At 59.4% G+C, this 21,489-nt stretch carries 28 protein-coding genes; 9 read left to right on the plus strand and 19 right to left on the minus strand.

Features of this window, described 5'->3' with window-relative positions:
- Positions 1-185: 185 nt before the first annotated feature.
- Complete coding sequence (locus ACMYUN_RS08665) at positions 186-2,027, minus strand: potassium transporter Kup (RefSeq protein WP_415763964.1); 1,842 nt, start codon at positions 2,025-2,027, stop codon at positions 186-188.
- Positions 2,028-2,376: 349 nt separating this feature from the next.
- On the opposite strand from ACMYUN_RS08665, the gene rimO reads away from it, so the two are divergent.
- From rimO to tsaA, 6 genes are all read left to right on the plus strand, one after another.
- A complete protein-coding gene (gene rimO / locus ACMYUN_RS08670; protein ID WP_024011887.1) occupies positions 2,377-3,714 on the plus strand; it encodes a 30S ribosomal protein S12 methylthiotransferase RimO in 1,338 nt (445 codons plus the stop codon).
- Positions 3,715-3,933: 219 nt separating this feature from the next.
- Complete coding sequence (locus tag ACMYUN_RS08675) at positions 3,934-4,407, plus strand: GNAT family N-acetyltransferase (RefSeq protein ID WP_160768296.1); 474 nt, start codon at positions 3,934-3,936, stop codon at positions 4,405-4,407.
- A 189-nt stretch (positions 4,408-4,596) separates the two neighbouring features.
- Entirely contained in the window at positions 4,597-5,307 is a 711-nt protein-coding gene (locus ACMYUN_RS08680; protein ID WP_039762586.1) for an rRNA pseudouridine synthase, read from the plus strand.
- A gap of 69 nt (positions 5,308-5,376) precedes the next feature.
- The gene (locus tag ACMYUN_RS08685; RefSeq protein ID WP_016771408.1) at positions 5,377-5,844 is read left to right on the plus strand and encodes a DUF1456 family protein; all 468 of its coding nucleotides are present in this window, start codon (positions 5,377-5,379) and stop codon (positions 5,842-5,844) included.
- 167 nt (positions 5,845-6,011) lie between these two features.
- Entirely contained in the window at positions 6,012-6,782 is a 771-nt protein-coding gene (locus tag ACMYUN_RS08690) for an SDR family oxidoreductase (protein WP_129998807.1), read from the plus strand.
- A 165-nt stretch (positions 6,783-6,947) separates the two neighbouring features.
- A complete protein-coding gene (tsaA, locus tag ACMYUN_RS08695; protein WP_165368409.1) occupies positions 6,948-7,646 on the plus strand; it encodes a tRNA (N6-threonylcarbamoyladenosine(37)-N6)-methyltransferase TrmO in 699 nt (232 codons plus the stop codon).
- Between the two features lie 156 nt (positions 7,647-7,802).
- Here tsaA and fpr read toward each other — a convergent pair whose 3' ends face one another.
- Positions 7,803-8,582: a ferredoxin-NADP reductase gene (gene fpr / locus ACMYUN_RS08700; RefSeq protein WP_007908723.1), complete on the minus strand. Its 780-nt coding sequence runs from the start codon at positions 8,580-8,582 to the stop codon at positions 7,803-7,805.
- Positions 8,583-8,714: 132 nt separating this feature from the next.
- Between fpr and ACMYUN_RS08705 the strand changes: the two genes are divergently transcribed.
- Entirely contained in the window at positions 8,715-9,641 is a 927-nt protein-coding gene (locus ACMYUN_RS08705; protein ID WP_024011881.1) for a LysR family transcriptional regulator, read from the plus strand.
- Here the strand turns inward: ACMYUN_RS08705 and ACMYUN_RS08710 are convergent.
- The 3 genes from ACMYUN_RS08710 to ACMYUN_RS08720 form a co-directional block, all read right to left on the minus strand.
- Positions 9,638-10,000, minus strand: a complete 363-nt coding sequence (locus ACMYUN_RS08710) for a diacylglycerol kinase (RefSeq protein WP_016771411.1) — start codon at positions 9,998-10,000, stop codon at positions 9,638-9,640. The genes ACMYUN_RS08705 and ACMYUN_RS08710 overlap by 4 nt on opposite strands.
- 74 nt (positions 10,001-10,074) lie before the next feature.
- Positions 10,075-10,725, minus strand: coding sequence for a response regulator transcription factor ErdR (erdR, locus tag ACMYUN_RS08715; RefSeq protein ID WP_129998806.1), 651 nt, complete (start codon positions 10,723-10,725; stop codon positions 10,075-10,077).
- Positions 10,726-10,947: 222 nt separating this feature from the next.
- Positions 10,948-11,694: a tRNA-uridine aminocarboxypropyltransferase gene (locus ACMYUN_RS08720; protein WP_415763482.1), complete on the minus strand. Its 747-nt coding sequence runs from the start codon at positions 11,692-11,694 to the stop codon at positions 10,948-10,950.
- A gap of 189 nt (positions 11,695-11,883) precedes the next feature.
- On the opposite strand from ACMYUN_RS08720, the gene ACMYUN_RS08725 reads away from it, so the two are divergent.
- Complete coding sequence (locus ACMYUN_RS08725; protein ID WP_007908738.1) at positions 11,884-12,309, plus strand: PA3611 family quorum-sensing-regulated virulence factor; 426 nt, start codon at positions 11,884-11,886, stop codon at positions 12,307-12,309.
- Here ACMYUN_RS08725 and ACMYUN_RS08730 read toward each other — a convergent pair whose 3' ends face one another.
- Positions 12,310-12,507, minus strand: a complete 198-nt coding sequence (locus ACMYUN_RS08730) for a hypothetical protein (RefSeq protein ID WP_016770569.1) — start codon at positions 12,505-12,507, stop codon at positions 12,310-12,312.
- Positions 12,508-12,846: 339 nt separating this feature from the next.
- On the opposite strand from ACMYUN_RS08730, the gene ACMYUN_RS08735 reads away from it, so the two are divergent.
- Positions 12,847-13,962 carry a TIGR00730 family Rossman fold protein gene (locus ACMYUN_RS08735; RefSeq protein ID WP_415763483.1) on the plus strand — a complete coding sequence of 372 codons (1,116 nt, stop codon included), beginning with the start codon at positions 12,847-12,849 and terminating at the stop codon, positions 13,960-13,962.
- Positions 13,963-14,020: 58 nt separating this feature from the next.
- On the opposite strand, the gene recX is transcribed toward ACMYUN_RS08735, so the two are convergent.
- From recX to ACMYUN_RS08800, 13 genes are all read right to left on the minus strand, one after another.
- A complete protein-coding gene (recX, locus tag ACMYUN_RS08740; RefSeq protein ID WP_039762574.1) occupies positions 14,021-14,488 on the minus strand; it encodes a recombination regulator RecX in 468 nt (155 codons plus the stop codon).
- 8 nt (positions 14,489-14,496) lie between these two features.
- A complete protein-coding gene (gene recA, locus ACMYUN_RS08745) occupies positions 14,497-15,555 on the minus strand; it encodes a recombinase RecA (RefSeq protein WP_039762573.1) in 1,059 nt (352 codons plus the stop codon).
- 83 nt (positions 15,556-15,638) lie between these two features.
- The gene (locus tag ACMYUN_RS08750) at positions 15,639-16,139 is read right to left on the minus strand and encodes a CinA family protein (protein ID WP_039762709.1); all 501 of its coding nucleotides are present in this window, start codon (positions 16,137-16,139) and stop codon (positions 15,639-15,641) included.
- Between the two features lie 67 nt (positions 16,140-16,206).
- On the minus strand, positions 16,207-16,725 hold the full coding sequence (locus ACMYUN_RS08755; RefSeq protein ID WP_415763484.1) for a lysis system i-spanin subunit Rz: 519 nt from the start codon (positions 16,723-16,725) through the stop codon (positions 16,207-16,209).
- Positions 16,704-17,270 (minus strand): glycoside hydrolase family 19 protein, encoded by a 567-nt coding sequence (locus tag ACMYUN_RS08760; protein WP_415763485.1) that lies wholly within the window; start codon positions 17,268-17,270, stop codon positions 16,704-16,706. Before ACMYUN_RS08760 ends, ACMYUN_RS08755 begins: the two co-directional genes overlap by 22 nt.
- A gap of 35 nt (positions 17,271-17,305) precedes the next feature.
- Positions 17,306-17,560 carry a hypothetical protein gene (locus ACMYUN_RS08765; protein WP_415763486.1) on the minus strand — a complete coding sequence of 85 codons (255 nt, stop codon included), beginning with the start codon at positions 17,558-17,560 and terminating at the stop codon, positions 17,306-17,308.
- Positions 17,560-18,720, minus strand: coding sequence for a hypothetical protein (locus ACMYUN_RS08770; RefSeq protein WP_415763487.1), 1,161 nt, complete (start codon positions 18,718-18,720; stop codon positions 17,560-17,562). Before ACMYUN_RS08770 ends, ACMYUN_RS08765 begins: the two co-directional genes overlap by 1 nt.
- A gap of 10 nt (positions 18,721-18,730) precedes the next feature.
- The gene (locus ACMYUN_RS08775) at positions 18,731-19,153 is read right to left on the minus strand and encodes a phage tail assembly chaperone (RefSeq protein WP_415763488.1); all 423 of its coding nucleotides are present in this window, start codon (positions 19,151-19,153) and stop codon (positions 18,731-18,733) included.
- 2 nt (positions 19,154-19,155) lie between these two features.
- Entirely contained in the window at positions 19,156-19,896 is a 741-nt protein-coding gene (locus ACMYUN_RS08780) for a hypothetical protein (protein WP_415763489.1), read from the minus strand.
- Between the two features lie 36 nt (positions 19,897-19,932).
- The gene (locus ACMYUN_RS08785) at positions 19,933-20,400 is read right to left on the minus strand and encodes a hypothetical protein (RefSeq protein WP_415763490.1); all 468 of its coding nucleotides are present in this window, start codon (positions 20,398-20,400) and stop codon (positions 19,933-19,935) included.
- Positions 20,400-20,858: a hypothetical protein gene (locus tag ACMYUN_RS08790; RefSeq protein ID WP_415763491.1), complete on the minus strand. Its 459-nt coding sequence runs from the start codon at positions 20,856-20,858 to the stop codon at positions 20,400-20,402. The genes ACMYUN_RS08785 and ACMYUN_RS08790 overlap by 1 nt, the downstream gene beginning before the upstream one ends.
- Entirely contained in the window at positions 20,855-21,085 is a 231-nt protein-coding gene (locus tag ACMYUN_RS08795) for a hypothetical protein (protein ID WP_415763492.1), read from the minus strand. The genes ACMYUN_RS08790 and ACMYUN_RS08795 overlap by 4 nt, the downstream gene beginning before the upstream one ends.
- A complete protein-coding gene (locus ACMYUN_RS08800; RefSeq protein WP_415763493.1) occupies positions 21,061-21,483 on the minus strand; it encodes a phage tail assembly chaperone in 423 nt (140 codons plus the stop codon). Before ACMYUN_RS08800 ends, ACMYUN_RS08795 begins: the two co-directional genes overlap by 25 nt.
- Positions 21,484-21,489: the final 6 nt, after the last annotated feature.

Raw genomic sequence — 21,489 nt, forward strand, 5'->3', positions numbered from 1 at the left:
TTGTGGGAGCGAGCTTGCTCGCGAATGCGGTGGGTCAGCCGAAGAATGCTTCTCCTGTCACTCAACCTTCGCGAGCAAGCTCGCTCCCACAGGGGGATTTGCGTGGGTTTGAAGTTTATGTGCAGGCACAAAAAAGCCCCCGCCAGCCACAAGGCCGATGGGGGCTTTTTCAGTTGAGCCGAGGCTTACATCTCCACCTGCGTCCCCAACTCAATCACCCGGTTCAGCGGCAGATTGAAGAACCGCAAGTTCCCATTGGCATTCTTCAACATGAACGCGAACAGCGCTTCGCGCCAACGCGCCATGCCCTCAAGTTTCGAGGCAATCACCGTTTCGCGGCTGAGGAAGTAGGTGGTGCGCATCGGGCTGAAGTCCAGATCATCCAGATGACACAGCTTCAGCGCCTGCGGCACGTCCGGCTCGTCGGTGAAGCCGAAGTGCAGGATCACCCGGAAGAAGCCCTCCCCGTGCGCTTCGACCTCGAAACGCCGCGATGGCGGTACGCGCGGGATGTCTTCGTAAACCACTGTCAGCAGCACCACTTGCTCATGCAGCACCTGATTGTGCAAAAGGTTGTGCAACAGCGCATGCGGCACGGCGTCGGAACGAGCGGTGAGGAACACGGCGGTGCCCTGCACGCGATGCGGTGGTTGCACGCGGATGCTGCTGATGAAGATAGGCAGCGGCAGCGCGCCTTCGTCGAGGCGTTCGACCAGCAGCTGTTTGCCGCGCTTCCAGGTGGTCATCAGCACGAACAGCGCGATACCGGCGATCACCGGGAACGCGCCGCCCTGAACGATCTTCGGCACGTTGGCAGCGAAGTACAGGCCATCCACCAGCAGGAAGCCAAGCAACACCGGCACCGCGAGGATCGGTGGCCACTTCCACAGCAGCAGCATCACGGCGGACACCAGAATGGTAGTCATCAGCATGGTGCCGGTCACCGCCACGCCGTAAGCCGAGGCCAGTGCACCGGAGGATTCGAAGCCCAGCACCAACAGGACCACGCCGACCATCAGCGCCCAGTTCACCGCGCCGATGTAGATCTGGCCTTGTTCGTCGCTGGAGGTGTGCTGGATGTACATGCGCGGTATGTAACCGAGCTGGATCGCCTGACGGGTCAGGGAGAACGCGCCGGAAATCACCGCTTGCGAGGCGATCACCGTGGCCAGGGTCGACAGGCCGACCAGCGGAATCAGCGCCCAGCTCGGTGCCAGCAGGTAGAACGGGTTGCGCGCGGCGTCAGGGTTTTCCAGCAGCAATGCGCCCTGGCCGAAGTAGTTGAGCACCAGCGCCGGCAGCACCAGCAGAAACCAGGCGCGGGCAATCGGCTTGCGGCCGAAGTGGCCCATGTCGGCGTACAGCGCTTCCGCGCCGGTCAGCGCCAGCACCACGGCGCCGAGAATTGCGACGCCCATGCCCGGGTGCACGACGAAAAAATTCACCGCCCACATCGGGTTCAGCGAGTGCAGCACTTCCGGGGTGTGGCTGATGCCGTACACACCAAGGGCGCCGAGGACGAGGAACCAGGTGACCATGATCGGCCCGAACAGAATGCCGATCCGCGCGGTACCGTGGCGCTGGATCAGAAACAGCGCGACCAGCACGACCAGCGACAGCGGCACCACCCAGTGATCGATGCCTTCAAACGCCAGGCCGAGGCCTTCGATCGCCGACAGCACCGAAATGGCCGGGGTGATCATGCTGTCGCCGTAGAACAGCGCCGCGCCGATCAGCCCGCACACCACCAACAACGTGCGCAGGCGCTTGCGCCCCGCCGCTGCCCGCCGTGCCAGTGCCGTCAGGGCCATGATGCCGCCCTCGCCCTGGTTGTCGGCGCGCAGGACGAACATCATGTATTTGATCGAAACCACCCAGATCAGCGACCAGAAGATCAACGACAGAATGCCGAGCACACCATCGTGATTGACCGGCACACCATAACCGCCGGAAAACACTTCCTTGAGGGTGTACAACGGGCTCGTGCCGATGTCGCCATAAACCACCCCGACTGCCGCGACCAGCATGCTCAGCGGTCTGCTTGCCGAACCCTCGGCGCCCGCCGCATGACTACTTGCCTGACCCATCCAACACTCCTGATCTCGATACCGGCTTCTTTGAAGGAAGCACTATGCTTTGAGTTGCAGCATGCGCTGTTTTACCTGTTGTTACAGACCAATGATTGACTGCACGAAATCGGTAAAGCTCAACGGCGCGAAGCATAGCGCAGCACTCGTCGTATTTCCCCGTATAAAGCTGGTCAAGTGCGTTGCCCGCCGCTAGAATTGCGCACTTTTTGATCAGAGGCGCATCTCAAGCGCCCATCCGTCAGCTGCCGCGCGTGGCCAGCGACGTCACAAAACACCGAGGTTAGACATGTCCACCACTCCTGCGCCGGCCAATCCAAAGGTTGGCTTCGTATCTCTGGGTTGCCCGAAAGCACTGGTCGACTCCGAGCGCATCCTGACCCAGCTGCGTATGGAAGGCTATGACGTGGTGTCCACCTATCAGGACGCCGACGTCGTGGTGGTCAACACCTGCGGCTTCATCGATTCGGCCAAGGCTGAGTCGCTGGAAGTGATCGGCGAAGCGATCAAGGAAAACGGCAAGGTCATCGTCACCGGTTGCATGGGCGTGGAAGAAGGCAACATACGCGACGTGCACCCAAGCGTGCTCGCCGTGACCGGCCCGCAGCAGTACGAGCAAGTGGTCAACGCCGTGCACGAAGTGGTGCCGCCGCGTCAGGATCACAACCCGCTGATCGACCTGGTGCCGCCGCAAGGCATCAAGCTGACCCCGCGCCACTACGCGTATTTGAAGATTTCCGAAGGCTGCAACCACAGCTGCTCGTTCTGCATCATCCCGTCGATGCGCGGCAAACTGGTCAGCCGTCCGGTTGGCGATGTGCTCGACGAAGCCCAGCGCCTGGTCAAATCCGGCGTTAAAGAGCTGTTGGTGATCTCGCAAGACACCAGCGCTTACGGCGTTGATGTGAAATACCGCACCGGTTTCTGGAACGGCGCGCCAGTGAAAACCCGCATGACCGAGCTGTGCGAAGCGCTGAGCACGCTGGGCGTCTGGGTCCGCTTGCACTACGTTTATCCGTACCCGCACGTCGACGAGCTGATTCCGCTGATGGCCGCGGGCAAAATCCTGCCGTACCTGGATATCCCGTTCCAGCACGCCAGCCCGAAAGTGCTGAAGTCGATGAAACGCCCGGCGTTCGAAGACAAGACCCTGGCGCGGATCAAGAACTGGCGCGAAATCTGCCCGGACCTGATCATCCGTTCGACCTTCATCGTCGGCTTCCCGGGCGAAACCGAAGAAGACTTCCAGTACCTGCTCAACTGGCTGACCGAAGCCCAGCTCGACCGCGTCGGCTGCTTCCAGTACTCGCCGGTTGACGGCGCGCCAGCGAATGATCTGGATCTGGAAGTGGTGCCGGACGACGTCAAGCAGGATCGTTGGGAGCGCTTCATGGCGCACCAGCAGGCGATCAGCTCGGCACGTCTGCAAATGCGCATTGGTCGTGAGATCGAAGTGCTGGTGGACGAGGTTGATGAACAAGGCGCGGTGGGCCGTTGCTTCTTCGACGCGCCTGAGATCGATGGCAACGTATTTATCGATAACGGCAGCAACCTGAAGCCGGGCGACAAGGTCTGGTGCAAGGTGACCGATGCCGACGAATACGACCTGTGGGCTGAGCAGATCTAAGCACCGCGAAATTCCTGTGGGAGCGAGCCTGCTCGCGAATGCGCTGGGTCAGTCGCTGTAAATATTGCCTGACACAATGCCTTCGCGAGCAGGCTCGCTCCCACAGGGGAATAGCGCTGTATCCAGAAGCCCCGCTCTTTTTCCAGGAGACGGGGCTTTTTTGCGGCTATCGTTTAGCGGGGGACGGACTCCCTTGAACCGCACAAGAGGCACGCGCACATGCGTCAGCATTCGGTCATCCACACACCGAAAATCAGCGATTACGAAGAACTGACCCGGGTCTGGGAGGCCTCGGTCCGTGCGACTCATCAGTTCCTGCCGGACAGCTACATCGAGCTGCTGCGCAATCTGGTGCTCACTCGCTATCTCGATGCGGTCATGCTGATCTGCACCAAGGACCGCCAGCAGCGCATCACCGGCTTCGCCGGTGTGGCGGCGGGCAAGATTGAAATGCTGTTCATCGATCCTGACCATCGTGGCCAGGGACTGGGCAAGCAGTTGCTCCGCTATGCGATCGAACGACTGAACGCCGACGAACTCGACGTCAACGAACAAAATCCGCAAGCCTTGGGTTTTTACGAGAAGCAAGGCTTCGAGGTGATCGGCCGCTCCGAGGTCGATGGCATGGGCCAGCCGTATCCGCTGCTGCATATGCGCTTGCGGCAAAACCAGCAGCGCGCGAACCATGCCTGACACCACATAGAACCCTGTGGGAGCTGGCTTGCCAGCGATGCAGACGCCGCGGTGACCGACAAATGCCAAGGCGATGCCATCGCTGGCAAGCCAGCTCCCACAGGCAAAGCGACCATCCAGCAAATGGAACCGGGCTTAACCGCTTCCACACAGGTACAATGCCCACCCCTTTTTTGTTACGGCCCTGTCATGACTGACCCGATTCGCCTCTCCAAACGCCTCATCGAACTGGTCGGTTGCTCCCGCCGGGAGGCCGAGCTGTTCATCGAGGGCGGCTGGGTCACCGTGGACGGCGAAGTCATCGATGAGCCGCAATTCAAGGTCGGCGAGCAAAAGGTCGAGCTCGACAAGGACGCCAAGGCCACCGCGCCGGAGCCGGTGACCATCCTGCTCAACGCGCCCGCCGGCATGGATGTCGACAGCGCCATGCAATCGCTCAGCGCCGAAACCCTCAGCGAAGAGCATCGCTACGGCAAGCGCCCGTTGCGCGGGCATTTCCTGCGCCTGACTGCCAGCGCCGACCTGCAGCCCAAGGCCAGCGGCCTGCTGGTATTCACCCAGGACTGGAAAATCCTGCGCAAGCTCACCGCCGACGCTGCGAAGATCGAGCAGGAGTACATCGTCGAAGTCGAAGGTGAGATGGCTGCCCACGGCCTCAACCGTTTGCAGCATGGCCTGACCCACAAGGGCAAGGAGCTGCCGCCGGTCAAGGCCAGTTGGCAGAACGAAAACCGACTGCGCTTCGCCATGAAAAACCCGCAGCCGGGAATTATTGCGCAGTTCTGCGAAGCGGTTGGCCTGAAGGTCATCGGCATCCGCCGCATCCGCATCGGCGGCGTCTCGATCGGCAAGGTCCCGCTCGGCCAATGGCGCTACCTGTCCGGCAAAGAGAAGTTTTAAGACTTCCCCTGCCGCCCCACATTCCGGCAGCGCCCGCGAGCGCTGCCCACACGTATCAGGAATACCGACATGGTTCATAACGACGTACTGCGCAGCGTGCGCTACATGCTCGACATCAGCGACAAGAAAGTTGTCGAGATCATCAAACTGGGCGGCATGGACGTCACGCTCGCCGATGTCATCACCTGGCTCGACAAGAAAGAAGAAGACGAAGAAGGCTTCGTACGCTGCCCGGACGAAGTCATCGCGCACTTCCTCGACGGGCTGGTGATCTTCAAGCGTGGCAAGGACGAAAGCCGTCCGCCACAGCCGATCGAAGTGCCGGTGACCAACAACATTATCCTGAAAAAACTGCGCGTGGCCTTCGAACTGAAAGAAGACGACATGCACGCGATCCTCAAGGCTGCCGAGTTTCCGGTATCCAAGCCTGAACTGAGCGCGCTGTTCCGCAAGGTCGGCCACACCAACTATCGCCCGTGTGGTGACCAGTTGCTGCGTAACTTCCTCAAAGGGCTCACGCTGCGCGTGAGAGCCTGAAAACAGCTGCAAGCTGCAAGCTGCAAGTTAGCCCCTGCTTTAACTTGCCGCTTGTGGCTTGCAACTCGAAGCTGGCCGCATGGCCCCTCATTCCCTCCGAAAATAGTGGCTCCGCTTTTCGCGGCTGACGACTAGGGTGTACTGATCCCTAATCTTCAGGATTCGCCATGCATCCCTACTTTTCCCTGCAAGGCCGCACCGCTCTGGTGACTGGCGGTACTCGTGGTATCGGCAAAATGATCGCCAAGGCATTCGTCGAGGCCGGCGCCCATGTCTACGTGTGCTCGCGCGACGTCGAAGCCTGCCATCAAACCGCCGAAGAACTTGGCGCCATGGGCACTTGCCACGGCGTGGCGGCAAATCTGGCGACCGAAGAAGGCGTGCGGGAATTGGCCGCGCGTCTGGGTGAGCAGATCACTCATCTGGACATTCTGGTGAACAATGCCGGCACCACGTGGGGCGCGCCGCTGGAGAGTTATCCGGTCAAGGGCTGGCAGAAGGTAATGCAGCTCAACGTGACCTCGGTGTTCAGTTGCATCCAGCAGTTTCTGCCGTTGCTGCGCAAGGCTGGCTCGGCGGCGAATCCGGCGCGGATCATCAATATCGGTTCGGTGGCGGGGATTTCTTCGTTTGGCGAGCAGGCGTATGCCTATGGGCCGAGCAAGGCCGCACTGCATCAGTTGTCGCGAATTCTGGCGCGGGAACTGGTAAGCCAGCACATCAACGTCAACGTGATTGCGCCGGGACGATTTCCGAGCAAGATGACCCAGCATATTGGTAATGATGAACAGGCGTTGGCTGAGGATACTGCGCTGATTCCGATGAAGCGCTGGGGGCGTGAGGAAGAGATGGCGGCGCTGGCGATCAGCCTGGCGAGTACGGCGGGGGCTTATATGACCGGGAATATCATTCCTCTGGATGGTGGGTTCAGTTTGTAGATCGGCGGTGCGGCCTTCGCGAGCAGGCTCGCTCCCACAGGATTTGTGCACGACATAGATCCACTGTGGGAGCGAGCCTGCGCGCGAAGAGGCCAGCCCTGTCACCACCAGACTTGAAGCGAGCCGGGTTATCATGCCCGCCCTACCCCGCTTCGATTGCAAACCATGACTTACAGCGTGTCCCCGATCGGCTTCGTGCGCTCCTGTTTCAAGGAGAAGTTCGCCATTCCCCGCCAGCCACAACTGGCCCCGGCCGCCCGTGGCGTGCTGGAGCTGGTGGCGCCGTTCGATCAGGGTGACGCGGTGCAGGGGCTGGAGCAGGTCAGTCACGTGTGGCTGTTGTTCCTGTTCCATCAGGCCCTGGAAGACAAGCCACGCCTGAAGGTGCGCCCGCCGCGACTGGGCGGCAACAAGTCGATGGGCGTGTTCGCCACCCGCGCCACACACCGACCGAACGGCATCGGGCAATCAGTGGTGAAGCTGGACAAGGTCGAGGCCAATCGCCTGTTTATTTCCGGGATCGATCTGCTCGACGGCACGCCGGTGCTGGATATCAAACCGTACGTGCCGTATGCCGACATCATCCCGGCGGCGACCAACGACATCGCCAGCGCCGCGCCGCAGCTGATCGACGTGCAATGGGCGGATTCGGCGCTGAAACAGGCGCACACACACGCTCAGCGCCTCGGCGAGCCATTGGTTGAACTGATTGAACAGTGCCTGGCCCAGGATCCGCGTCCGGCGTATCAGACACCGACGCCGGAGCGTGAATATGGCGCACAGTTCTGGGATCTGGACGTGCGCTGGCATTACCCGACGCCCGAACAGATCCGCGTGCTGGAAGTCATCCCGGCCTCAGCGTAGACCCCGGAAACGAAAAAGCCCGCGCTGCCTCTCAGGCAACGCGGGCTTGTTGCTTTTCTGTAGGAGTGAGCCTGCTCGCGATTGCGGTGGATCAGTCAAGATGGATTTCGACTGACACGGTCCTATCGCGAGCAGGCTCACTCCTACAAAGGGGTGTTATTTTTCGACGAACGCACGCTCGATCAGATAATCACCCGGCTCGCGCATACGCGCCGAGATCTTCAGGCCGAAGCTGTCGAGCACTTCGCTGGTCTCGTCGAGCATGCTTGGGCTGCCGCAGATCATCGCACGGTCGTCCTGCGGGTTGATCGGTGGCAGGCCGATGTCGCTGAATAGCTTGCCGCTGCGCATCAGGTCGGTCAGGCGGCCCTGATTCTCGAACGGCTCGCGGGTCACGGTCGGGTAGTAGATCAGCTTGTCACGCAGCGCTTCGCCGAAGAACTCGTTCTGCGGCAGGTGCTCGGTGATGAATTCGCGGTAGGCGACTTCGTTGACGTAACGCACACCGTGGACCAGGATCACTTTTTCAAAGCGCTCGTAGGTTTCCGGGTCCTGAATGACGCTCATGAACGGCGCCAGACCGGTGCCGGTGCTCAGCAGGTACAAATGCTTGCCCGGGTTCAGGTCATCAAGAACCAGCGTGCCGGTAGGCTTCTTCGAGATGATGATCTCATCGCCTTCCTTCAAGTGCTGCAGCTGGGAGGTCAGCGGACCGTCCTGCACTTTGATGCTGAAGAACTCGAGATGCTCTTCCCAGTTCGGGCTGGCGATCGAGTAAGCGCGCATAAGCGGGCGGCCGTTGGGCTGTTGCAGGCCGATCATCACGAACTGACCGTTCTCGAAGCGCAGGCCCGGATCGCGGGTGCACTTGAAGCTGAACAGAGTGTCGTTCCAGTGATGAACACTGAGGACACGCTCGTGGTTCATGTTGCTCATGTACGTTTGACTCCTGGAGATTGGTCTGCGCGGCTCAATGAGGCTTAACGTGCGCAATTGCATCGCATTCTAATAGCGACGACAATATCTGTTAACTGGATTATTAAGATAAGGGTTATCGGTTATATCGATATGCGATTTACTCTCCGTCAACTGCAAGTCTTCGTCGCCGTCGCCCAGCAGGAAAGCGTATCCCGCGCTGCGGGTCTGCTCAACCTCTCGCAATCGGCGGCCAGCACTTCGATCACCGAGCTCGAGCGCCAGTCCAGTTGCCAGCTGTTCGACCGCGCCGGCAAACGCCTGAGCCTCAACGCCCTCGGCAAACAACTGTTGCCGCAAGCGGTGGCCCTGCTCGATCAGGCCAAGGAAATCGAAGACCTGCTCAATGGCAAATCCGGTTTCGGCTCTTTATCAGTGGGGGCGACGCTGACCATTGGCAACTATCTGGCCACCCTGCTGATCGGCAGCTTCATGCAGCGGCACCCGGAAAGTCAGGTCAAGCTGCACGTGCAGAACACTGCCAATATCGTGCAGCAAGTCGCGCATTACGAAATTGATCTGGGTCTGATTGAAGGCGATTGCAGCCACCCCGACATCGAAGTGCAGAGCTGGGTCGAGGATGAGCTGGTGGTGTTCTGTGCGCCGCAACATCCGCTGGCCAAACGCGGCAGCGCGACGATGGAAGAACTGACCCACGAGGCATGGATTCTGCGGGAACAGGGCTCTGGCACGCGGCTGACCTTCGATCAGGCCATGCGTCACCATCGCAGCGCGCTGAACATTCGTCTTGAGCTGGAACACACCGAAGCGATCAAGCGCGCAGTGGAATCAGGGCTGGGAATTGGCTGCATTTCGCGGCTGGCGCTGCGCGATGCCTTCCGGCGCGGCAGTCTGGTGCCGGTGGAGACGCCGGACCTGGATCTGGCCCGGCAGTTCTATTTCATCTGGCACAAACAGAAATACCAGACCTCGGCCATGCGCGAGTTTCTCGAGCTGTGCCGCGCCTTCACCGCCGGGGTGCAGCGCAGCGACGAGATCGTCTTGCCGACCATTGCTTAAAGCAGAATCACCGCCCACACCAGGCCAATCATGCTCAACGCCACGAACTGCGCAGCGCTGCCCATGTCCTTGGCGTTCTTCGACAGCGGGTGCAGTTCCAGCGAGATGCGGTCGATGGCCGCTTCCACCGCTGAATTGAGCAGCTCGACAATCAGAGCGAGCAAGCAAACAGCAATCAACACCGCCTGCTCGACACGGCTGACATTGAGGAAGAATGTCAGCGGAATCAGCACCACGTTGAGCAGCACCAATTGACGGAACGCCGCTTCGCCGGTGAAGGCGGCGCGCAGGCCGTCGAGCGAATAGCCGGAAGCGTTGAGAATGCGTTTCAGGCCGGTCTGGCCCTTGAAAGGTGACATAAGAAAGAAACCAGCCAAAAAGGAGTGGGGAAGCTAGATCAACGAAAGTCAAAAAAGCGTGAAACCGCCAGCCATCACTGGCTCGGAATTGACTCAAGTTGTTGCAGCAGTAAAGCCGCTTGTGTCCGAGTGCGCACATTCAATTTGCGAAAGATCGCCGTGACGTGGGCCTTGATGGTCGCTTCCGACACGCTCAGCTCATAAGCGATCTGTTTGTTCAGCAGACCTTCGCAGACCATGGTCAGCACGCGGAACTGTTGCGGCGTCAGGCTGGCGAGGCCATCACTGGCGGCTTTCGCCTCATCGGACACGCTCACCGCTTCGAAGGCTTGCGGCGGCCAGAACACGTCGCCATCAAGCACCTTGCGCACCGCTTCCTGAATCACGCTCAGATCGCTGGATTTTGGAATGAAGCCACTGGCGCCGAACTCGCGGGATTTGACCATCACCGAGGCTTCTTCCTGGGCCGAGACCATCACCACCGGAATCTGCGGGTACTGCCCGCGCAGCAGCACCAAGCCGGAAAAACCGTAGGCGCCGGGCATGTTCAGGTCCAGCAGGACCAGATCCCAGTCAGCCTTTTCGGCCAGGCGCGCTTCCAGTTCGGCAATGCTCGCCACCTCCACCAACCGCACGTCCGAGCCAAGGCCCAGCGTCACTGCCTGGTGCAGGGCGCTGCGAAACAGGGGGTGATCATCGGCAATCAGGATGTCGTATGTGGCCATTTTTCAAATGATCCTGTTTTTGATGGCCCGCCAGTGCATTCCGGTCAGACCAAAGCAACTCAAGATGCCACATTCCGGCGACATCCACAGGGGCACGTTCAACGCCAATCAGCAACAAACACGGCGTTTCAAACCTTGGCCGCACCCTAATCGGCGCCAAGCATGCCCAGCGCAGCCGGGGTGGTCAAGCAACATGGCCAGCGCTAGCGACAGTATGGGCAACTATCGGGCCAACTCCGGCTGCGGCTTTCGTATATAAGGCAACAGCTCCGCGTGAGCGGGGGTCGATTCGTTCAGGTCCAGTTGCTGTTTCGCACCAAGGTAATGCTGGCTGAACACATCGAAATAAGCGTCCAGCGCCGAAGCAGCATCGCTGTCACCGGCCAGTTCCAGGCACAACGCTGCGACTTCGGCGGTGCACAGGTGCTCGTTGCGGGTCGAACGGCGCAAACGGTAACGCGAGAGTTTGTCCGGCAGCAGGCTGAGGATCGGTAAGCGGTCGAAATACGGACTCTTGCGGAAAATCTTCCGCGCTTCAGTCCAGGTCGCATCGAGCAGAATGAACAGCGGGCGCTTGCTGCTATCGACACTCACCGTGTTGGTTACCCGCGACGGCTCGACATATTCACCCGGAAACACCAGATATGGCTGCCATTGCGGATCGTTGAGCAGTGCTAGCATTTGCGGGTCGGGCTCGGTGCGTGACCAGATGAACGCATGGTTGTCGCGCACCACGTCGGCAATCAGCCAACCGGTATTGCTTGGCTTGAAGACTTCCTTGCCGGTCATGATCAGGCACACGCCAGAACGGGTGTCGACGCTTGGTCGCCACGAGCACAGGCAATGACTGATGATGACCCGGCAATCGCGGCAACGCTCGGAGCGAAAGCCACGCGCCTGAATCGGCTTGATGCCTTCGTCCTCGCGCTGATCGCGCAGGCGGGCCACGGCGTTGGGGGCATGGTTCATCACGGGCAACACCGGCAGACTGGGAAACTCGACACGAACGACACTCGGCAGGGTAATAAAGGCCGGCAGTTTACCAGAGCGACGGCCACAAGCCTGTACCGCCCAGACCGGCTCCCCTATAATTCGCCGCCACTGAACGCACCGCCCCGTGACGGGTCGAACCACCAGTCACCGAATCAGGAGAGTTTCATGCTGCGCCTTATCGTTCCTACCGCTGCCATTCTGCTGGCGTCGTCCTTTACCGCTCAGGCTGCGTCCCTGAGTGAGCAGAATCTGAACCGAGAGCTGCGCAACGTCGCCGCCCAAAGCAGCGTCGGCACGCCACGGGCGATCAATGAAGACATTCTTGATCAAGGCTACACCGTCGAAGGCACGCAACTGATCAACCATCTGAGCGTGCAAAAGAGCCACGCCGACAAGATGCGCGCCGATCCCAAGGCTGTGTATTTCCAATTGGGCGCGTCGGTCTGCAACAACCCGTCGTACCGCAAGCTGATGGCCAAGGGCGCGATCATGCGTTACGACTTCACCGAAGTGAAAACCAACAAAGCCATCGGTTCGGCCAGCTATCAGGAATCCGATTGCCCGAAAGCCGCGCCAGCGAAGAAGAAGTAATCAGCGCGAAGCCTTGGCGCGCCGCTGTTCATCCTCGGCGCGCAGTTCCGCCACCAGCGCCTGCAAATAGCGCGAGCGGCGTTCGCCGCCGGCCAATCGTCGGCAGCACTCTTCTTCGAGACTCAATTGATGCGTCTCGGCCGACTCCTGCAACATTCGATACAGCTGAGTATCGATTTCCAAAACCACTCTGACCATGCATCCCGCCTCCTTGCCACCCACGAATCCTTGAATTGCCTTGCCTTGCGCAAGCGCAAGGTTGTCTTACGACGTCTGTATTTGAGTAAATCAGAGTGATGGCCCTTTGCGACACGTTCAGACGAGCGGCGAGGCTTTGGCGCGAATCAGTAAGCGGTTGCCAGGCGAAACGTTACAGCGCACTGTTCAAGTCAGCGCGAATGCGTGCGAGGGTCTAGATTGAGAGTATTCCCGATCATTCGTTAACGGCAGAAATGGAACTGCCGGCCCTGTGTGTTTTTGCAGTGCGGCCCGGACGCTGTGTCAGGGCTAGCCGCCCTGTACAGAAGGAGACGTTGAATGCCTTATCAACCGAATGACCTCTTGAGCCGTCATTTTCAGGAAAGCGGCGACCTCATCCGCGAGGTCGAAGCACAACTCAACCATGTTTCCCCCAACAGCCCGAACATCCCTATCTACCGCGACATGATCCTCACCGTGCTGCGCATGGCTCAGGAAGACCATAACCGCTGGAACGCCAAGATCACTCTGCAAGCCCTGCGTGAACTGGAGCAGGCGTTCCGTGTGCTCGAACAGTTCAAGGGCCGGCGCAAGGTCACCGTGTTCGGCTCGGCACGTACGCCAGTGGAACATCCTCTGTATGCAATGGCCCGTGAGCTCGGCGCAGCGCTGACGCAGGCAGACATGATGGTCATCACCGGCGCTGGCGGCGGCATCATGGCCGCCGCCCACGAAGGGGCCGGACGTGACCACAGCCTGGGCTTCAATATCACTCTGCCCTTCGAACAGCACGCCAACCCGACCGTGGATGGCACTGACAAGCTGTTGCCCTTCCACTTTTTCTTCACCCGCAAACTGTTCTTCGTCAAAGAGGCTGATGCGCTGGTGCTGTGCCCGGGCGGCTTTGGCACCCTTGATGAAGCGCTGGAAGTGCTGACGCTGATTCAGACTGGCAAAAGCCCGTTGGTGCCGGTGGTGTTGCTGGATGTTCCGGGCGGCACCTTCTGGCAAGGTGCGCTGGACTTCATCCGCAATCAGCTGGAAGAAAATCGCTATATCCTGCCGACCGATATGAAGCTGATGCGACTGGTTTACAGCGTTGAAGAAGCGGTGGACGAGATCAATCAGTTCTATAGCAACTTCCACTCCAGTCGCTGGCTCAAGCGGCAGTTTGTGATTCGCATGAACCATAAGCTCAGCGACCAGGCACTGGCGCAGATGCAGGAGGAATTTGCTGATCTGTGCCTGAGCGACGGGTTTCATCAACACGCCTACAGCGGTGAAGAACACGACGATGCGCAGTTCAGCCACTTGGCGCGATTGGCGTTTGCCTTCAATGGCCGCACTCATGGTCGGCTGAGGGAATTGGTGGACTTCATCAACCTGGCGGAAAACTGGGCCGACTCAAAACCGCCCGCAGCACAACGCTCACGCGAGCCTTTCAACGTAATTTGAAGGCAAAAAAAGGCCCGCTATTTTCTAAAAAATAGCGGGCCTTTTTTGTTGAATCGGTCTAATCGTCCATCCCTCGACCGCTGAACAAGCGGTTGATCATCTCCATCGAAAACCCCCGATACGCCAGAAACCGGCCTTGCCTGGCCCGTTCTTTCGCATCAATCGGTAAATGCCCGGAGAACTTGCGTTGCCACGTATCCTGAAGCTGCGCCTGCCAGTTGATACCGCTTTCGCGCAGGGCAATTTCAATATCGGTGCGTTGCAAACCGCGCTGGCTGAGCTCCTCACGAATTCGCAATGGGCCATAGCCGGAACGGGCGCGGTAGGAGACAAAACTTTCAAGGTAACGGGCTTCGGAAAGCAGACCCTCTTCCGTCAAACGGTCGAGGGCTGTTTCGATCAGCTCCGCCTCGGCGCCGCGCTGACGCAGCTTACGCGTCAACTCGACTCGACCATGCTCGCGACGTGCGAGCAGGTCCATGGCGGTTCGCCGCACCGCGACGAGAGTATCGAGTACAAGTGTCATTCAACGACTCAAACGTCGACATCGGCCTCGGCCATGTTATCGAGCTTGTCCCGGGAGGCCAAAGCCTTGACGTCTGCCACTGGGGCCAGCAGCTTGTCACGCAGTTGCTTCTCGAGCTTCGCGGCGATTTCCGGGTTGTCTGCCAGGAACTTGGCCGAGTTGGCCTTGCCCTGACCGATCTTGGTGCCTTCGTAGGCATACCATGCGCCGGACTTCTCGACGAAACCGTGCAGCACGCCCAGGTCGATCATCTCGCCATTGAGGTAGATGCCTTTGCCGTAAAGAATCTGGAACTCGGCCTGACGGAACGGCGAAGCCACCTTGTTCTTCACAACCTTGACGCGGGTTTCGCTGCCGACCACTTCGTCACCTTCTTTCACCGCGCCGGTACGGCGGATGTCGAGACGAACCGAGGCGTAGAACTTCAGCGCGTTACCACCAGTAGTGGTTTCCGGGCTGCCGAACATCACGCCGATTTTCATTCGGATCTGGTTGATGAAGATGACCAGGCAGTTGGCATTCTTGATGTTACCGGTGATTTTACGCAGCGCCTGAGACATCAGACGGGCTTGCAGGCCGACGTGCATGTCGCCCATTTCACCTTCGATTTCAGCCTTCGGTACCAATGCGGCCACGGAGTCGACGATGATCACGTCAACAGCGTTGGAGCGCACCAGCATGTCGGTGATTTCCAGGGCCTGTTCGCCGGTGTCCGGCTGGGAAACCAGCAGGTCATCAACGTTGACGCCCAGCTTGCCGGCGTACTCTGGATCGAGAGCGTGTTCGGCGTCGACGAATGCGCAGGTCGCGCCAGCTTTCTGCGCCTGGGCGATGACCGACAGTGTCAGTGTGGTTTTACCGGAGGATTCAGGACCGTAGATTTCAACGATACGGCCTTTTGGCAGGCCGCCGATGCCGAGTGCAATGTCCAGACCCAGAGAGCCAGTAGAGATGGATGGGATCGCCTGACGGTCTTGATCGCCCATACGCATTACGGCACCCTTGCCGAATTGACGTTCGATCTGACCCAGGGCCGCAGCCAAGGCTTTCTTCTTGTTGTCGTCCATTAAAGTCCTCACGTAATCAATAAGGCCTGACGGCCAACACCTGTATAAGTAGCCAGTATTATTCCACAGCGTTCGAAGATCGCCTACCCCTGATTTTCGATTTCTCGTGCCGCTAGTCGCACAAGCCCCTCCAGCGCGGCCTTCACCGTTTGACGGCGGACTTCGTCGCGGTTGCCAGGGAAGTGTTGAACCTCGCTGTAAATCGCATCGCCCACGCCCCAGGCCAGCCACACCGTACCCACCGGCTTGTTCGGCGTGCCGCCGTCGGGACCGGCAACACCGCTGACCGCCACGGCAAAATGCGCCAGGCTGTGCTGCTGCGCACCGCGCACCATCGCCTCGACCACTTCACGACTGACCGCGCCCACCGTCTCGAACAAATCGCCCGGCACAGTCAACTGCCGGGTTTTCTGTCGATTGGAATATGTCACGTAACCCGCTTCAAACCAGGCCGAACTGCCGGGAATCCGCGTGATCGCTTCGGCAATCCCGCCGCCTGTGCAGGACTCGGCGGTAGTAACGTGGGCATTGAGCATTTGCAGACGTCGGCCCAGTTCTGCGGCCAGTTGGGTGGTCTCTTTCACGGCGAGCTCCAGATCGTGTGGAATGCCTTCACCGTACACGAGCCGGACGCGCTTTCAATACACAGAATCATTCAAAATGTTCGGGCGCCAACGCTCTGACGTAGGCCTGACAAGCCTGCAAAGCGATCAATCCACGGTCCCCGGTGTCGGTGATGGCGATAATTCGTTGAGCATGCGCCGGGTCAAGTCGGGCGCGTACGGTTGCAGAATCCACGCCGCCGGTGCCGGCGGTGGCTGGCACCGCGCAGGCGTGGGCAACGTCGCCGGCGTCGAGAAGGACTGACAGCCGCACATCGGCAGTAGCAAGGCGATCGCGCAGGCGATCCTGATCACGTTGGGCATCGCTCAGCGCTCGATAATGGGTTTGTTCACTCGCCGCGAGCCGTTGCTCCAGGGCCAGGCGTTTATCCTGCTCGGCCTGCTGCGCGGTGGCGGCGGCGAGGTTCTGTCGATTCACGGCTTCAGCGTTTAATCGGGACTGCTCGGCCAGTTGCCGCCCGTAACGCCAGTCCTGAAATTGCCAGGCGCCAGCAAAGGCTGCTGCGGCCAACGACGAAACGCCGATCATTCGCCAGGGGATTGGCATAGCACCGCCCTCGCCCGCGCCCAGATATCCAGGCGATCCTGCAAACCGTTCAACCCGCCGTTGATGCGTCGGGTAATGGTGTTGAACTGATCACGGTCGGCCAGCTCATTCAGGCCCTTCTGTTCCCAGAACCATGCCGCAGACTCGGCCGCCCACTGCGGCTGTTCAAGCAGTTCGGGCAAGGACAGCAGACGCTCATCGCCGAACAGGCCGACGCTGCACTGGCGATAGTTGGCGCGACCGGTAATTTGAATGAGCCCACGCCCCCGATATTTTTGTCCATCGCCGTCCGCCTCGGGCGTGTTACCCAGACGCAGCGCCAATGTGCCGGTGTCGTATTTGCTCAGGTACTGGTTGTTGCCCAGTTCGCGCACGTAGCGCAACTGCCCGGACTCATGGCCAATTTGCGCAAGAAACGCGGCAATGCGCTTGGGCGTGTCGATGCGACGACGCGCCATGGCGTTGTTGAGTGCAGAAACAAAAACGCCCGCTTGGGAGCGGGCGTTGGGCATGATGTCGATAAGGTTGTTTTCGGTTATTTGCATAATGCTTGATCCTCCCTGGATTGATCCTGATTGAATCACGGCTGACCCGTGATGCCTGCCAGCCATTTATTTGCCAGAGTTTTCAAGGTGCTGGCCGGCGCGGGTTGTTCGGCTGACGCAAACACCCAACCAAGGGTTCCGAAGTGGGCTGTCCAGTCGATTTGCGGTGCCGGCATGACTTCGCTGATATCGACCCAGAGCAGATCCGGGTGAAACATCTCGGCCATATTGCCGTCGGTCGCGAACAACTCGACCACTGTGGCGTTGACGATGCGAGCGTAGGTTTTCATCAGGCGTACTCGTAAATGATGACGACCCCCGGGGCACCTGCGCCGCCGGGTCTGGCCGGTTGACTTGGCGCATTGGCGATTCCGCCTGCACCGGAACCGTAACCGGTGCCTGGAGCCGCTAATGCGTTGGCTGCGCTACTCGCAAAACCGCCACAGCCCAATGGCGAGTTACCGCCATTTCCTGCGAGGGTCGAGCCGTTGACCGATATTCCCGGGGCGCCAGCACTGCCCGCGCTATTGAGGACATTGCCGCCACTTGCCACAAGGCCAGGATAACCACCGGTACAAAGCGCCATTCCCTGATTAGCGACAAATCCGATCCACGGCGACCCGCCACCACCGGCAGCAGAAACCAGCGAACCGAACGAACTGGTGCCACCTCCTCCTGCGTTTGCAGCAGCCTGTCCGGCGCTTCCACCTGCACCCACCGTTACTATCTGTTGGGAACCGATCAAATCGGAGGAAAGCCAGGCTTCGGCATAACTGCCAGAGGCCCCGCCACCCACGGTCGCATATTGCGCAGCGGTAGTCGCGCCAACGCCCGCACTGCCACCGCCACCGGCCATAACCTTGACCAACACATTTCTCATCCCCGCAGTCGGCACATAAGCCCCCGACGCAGTAAACGTTTTCACCCCCAGCAACCGGCCGCTCGCCGCATTACCGCCGCTCGCATAGACCAACACCCAACTGTCCAGCGCAGCGCTGTACACCACCGAGCACACACTGCCGCCAACAATTTCCGCCGGGCGCAATGCGCTCAGTGCAAGGCTGACCAACGGCTTGGGCAGCAATCCATTCGGGGCAAACGTGCTCGCTCCGGTGTTGGCATTGGCTGCGGTGAAGCGCAGTGCCAAGCCATCCTTCAATACGCTGACCACTGGCACATAGTTGGCCATGTAAAGGTTGGCCGCGCCGATGTCCGCGGCGTGTTTGTCGTCACCAGCCTGGCTGAGCTTTTTCACAGCTTGCAGCAGTTGGCTCGCATCGGTTTCGCTCGGTTCCAGCCCGGCGGATTTGATGACATTCAACAACTCATCGGTAACGCTGTTGCCCCAGGCCGCCGGAATCAGCGAGCCCGGCATGCCTGCAACGGCGTCTTCATTGACGAACTTTCCATTCACCAGCCCTACGCTGGGAACGCTTTTCGGATAATCCACGATTGATTCCCTATAAAGTCAGAGCGCCGAGCCAGTCCGGCTCAATCGGGCGCGAATGTGCATCCGGAAACTCAGGCTGATCGGGCCAATCACGCAAGGCCTGGCGATAGGCAAGCAGTTGCTTGAACTCTTCAGCGTGCAGGGTCGTGCCCTCGCCGGTTTCCAGTTCTTCGGCATCACGCAAAACCAGCCATTGGGTGCTTTGAAGCACTTGGTTGCGCCAGGCACGCTCAATTGAGTCATGAGATTGGGCAACCACTGGAACCCGCTCCGGACGGCCGTCTTTATCAAGGGAAAGGACGGTTGCTTTCGGAGCATTCGATACCAGCGCGCAGTACTCGCCTTCGCTGAGTACAAACGCATCGTTGGGAATATTCAGGCCGTGCAGTTCAGAATGATAAAAACCGCTAGTAGTCGGGGAAAAATAATACATATTCAATTTCCTATGCCGATGATGCGCGCGGAAATAGTGGTGTTAGGGTAATCAGGGCAGCGCACATTGATGCCTACCTGCCTGCTGACGGTCGAAACGGCATTCCATGTAAGGAAAGTTGCTGTCGACGTACCTTCGTGAGTTGCCACCGCGACATACAACGCATTGGGGAATGCCAGCGGCCATAAATTCAGCTCGCCATTATTGTTATTGCCTGCCTGACTGGCACTGCCGTTAACCCATTGAATGATTATCCCGCCCATCCATGAGGGAAAAACCACATAACCAGAAGTACCCAATCGCACCATGAAGCCAAGTCTGAGTTTTTTAGGGGTAACGATTGATGCATCGCCAGTGCCCGCATTGACCTCGGCCTGAGAGGCAATTTTCGCCGTCCCCACGAACGCCTCTGTCGCTTGCTGAACCTTCCTGGCTATTGCTTGAAATGTCCGCAAGGGTGTCATGAGTTTTGCTGCGTTCGTACCAGCTTCAGCGTCTTCTTGAGTGGCCAGGCTTTCGTTTTGTTTCTTCAGGATCAATGCGTTGATCGCTGTGCGAAGCTGCGTGTTATCGCCTTCATCCGCCGCCACGCCTGAACTTTTGATAACTTCAAGAATTTCCTGCGTCACGCTGTTACCCCAACTTGCAGGGATCAGCGAACCGGGCGTGCCCGTGACGGGATCTTCATCGATAAATCTGCCATTTACCAAACCGGCACTTGGCAAACTTTTGGGATAATCCATTTTTAATCTCCTTCGGTGAACTTACATTCCGCCCTGTCAGCCATTAACGTTTGCAAGCCAAAGCGGTATTTCCGGCTTGGAACTCAATGCAGGAAAATATGGCGAATCAGGCCAGTCGCGCAGCGACTGAAAGTATTCGAGCAGGTCCAGATATTGCGCGGCCTGGAGGTGGGTGCCGCGTCCCAGCGCCTGCTCGTCACGATGGCGCGTGACCAGCCATTCGGTCGCTGCCAGCGATGTCTGGCGCCAGGCGCGTGCGGATGTCGCAGACTCTGTTTCTGCAGGCGTGGATGTCTGAAGATTCACTGAGTGCTGCGCTGCCGGCGATGGTTCATCTGCGGCCGGGATCGTGTCGAGCGGCGCGCCTATTTCGATTTGCTGGTCGTTCGGAACCAGAACCATCAACTCGACAAAGGACGGTGCAAACAACTGGTTGATGACGTAGTCACCGGTGTCGATCCGCTCGACGACCACGCCGTGTTCGACCCGAGCATAAATAGCCATTACTCGTACTCCCAGATTTCACAGAAGGCGTTGCCGCCGGCGCCGCTCACCACGGCAGCTGAAGCATTGGTCGAACAGGACCCGCTGCCACCGGAACCACGTCCGCCGGAAACGCCGACCCCGTTGACGCCCACGCGGGTACCACCACCGTCATAGGGGCTGGCACCACCTGCTCCGGAGAGAACGCCCCAATTGCCGTTGTACATCGCGTACTCACCGGGGATGCCCCGCGCATTGACAAGATTTCCACCGGTGACCGCTTGCCCTCCGGCCCCGCCCTGTACGAAACCGGCCGCTGTGGCTGAAGAAGCGACAGTGAGCACCTGCCCGCCCTCACCGCCCGCAGCGCTCATGTAGGTGCCGAACGAAGCGCCGCCACCGGCCTGCCCCATCACATTGCTCGCAGCGCCGCCGCTACCCAGCGTAACGGGCACGCCTGCGAGCATATCCGTAGTCACGTCATAAAGGCTTTGTGTGAAAGCTCCAGAGCCTCCGCCGCCGCCAATACCCTGCAAACCGGCGGCAACCGGCGAACATCCACCGCCGCTGCCCCCTGCCCGATCAGCCGGACAAGAATCCGCCTCGCTTTGAGGTTCGGCTTGTACAGCGTGATACCGACCTTTTCGATCTCCCGCTTTATCGGAATTCGACTCAGGGATGTCATCCAACCGGCAAGGCTGGCCAATTTATGTTCTGCGGAAAACCTGGCTGTTTATCGACTTTGTTCAGAGCCAGTTTGTAACCGGCGTAGGCTTTGAACTGCCACATGTCATCGTCATCAAGCAGACCCGCAATGTAGGCGTCTGCCATACCCACGGTCTGTTGATCGGCTTCGGCCAACAACTCGTCACGCCGCGCCAGGGCCGACGCTCGCCGTTCGCTTTCAAGCACCTGCGTAGCGTTCGGACGCGAGTGTTTGGTGACCTTGCCTTCGGTCCATTTCCAGAGGCCGTCGCGCTCTTCGATCGTTCGCAGAAACAGCTCATCGGAAATCTCCACCGCAGTTGCCGGAATCTGCGCGTGGATCGCCGAGTCGTAGCGCCCAAGCAACTCACCCGAGGCATCAAAATCTATATATTTCATTGAATT

Source organism: Pseudomonas sp. CP4 (assembly GCF_047758505.1).
GTDB classification, from domain to species: domain Bacteria; phylum Pseudomonadota; class Gammaproteobacteria; order Pseudomonadales; family Pseudomonadaceae; genus Aquipseudomonas; species Aquipseudomonas fluorescens_AO.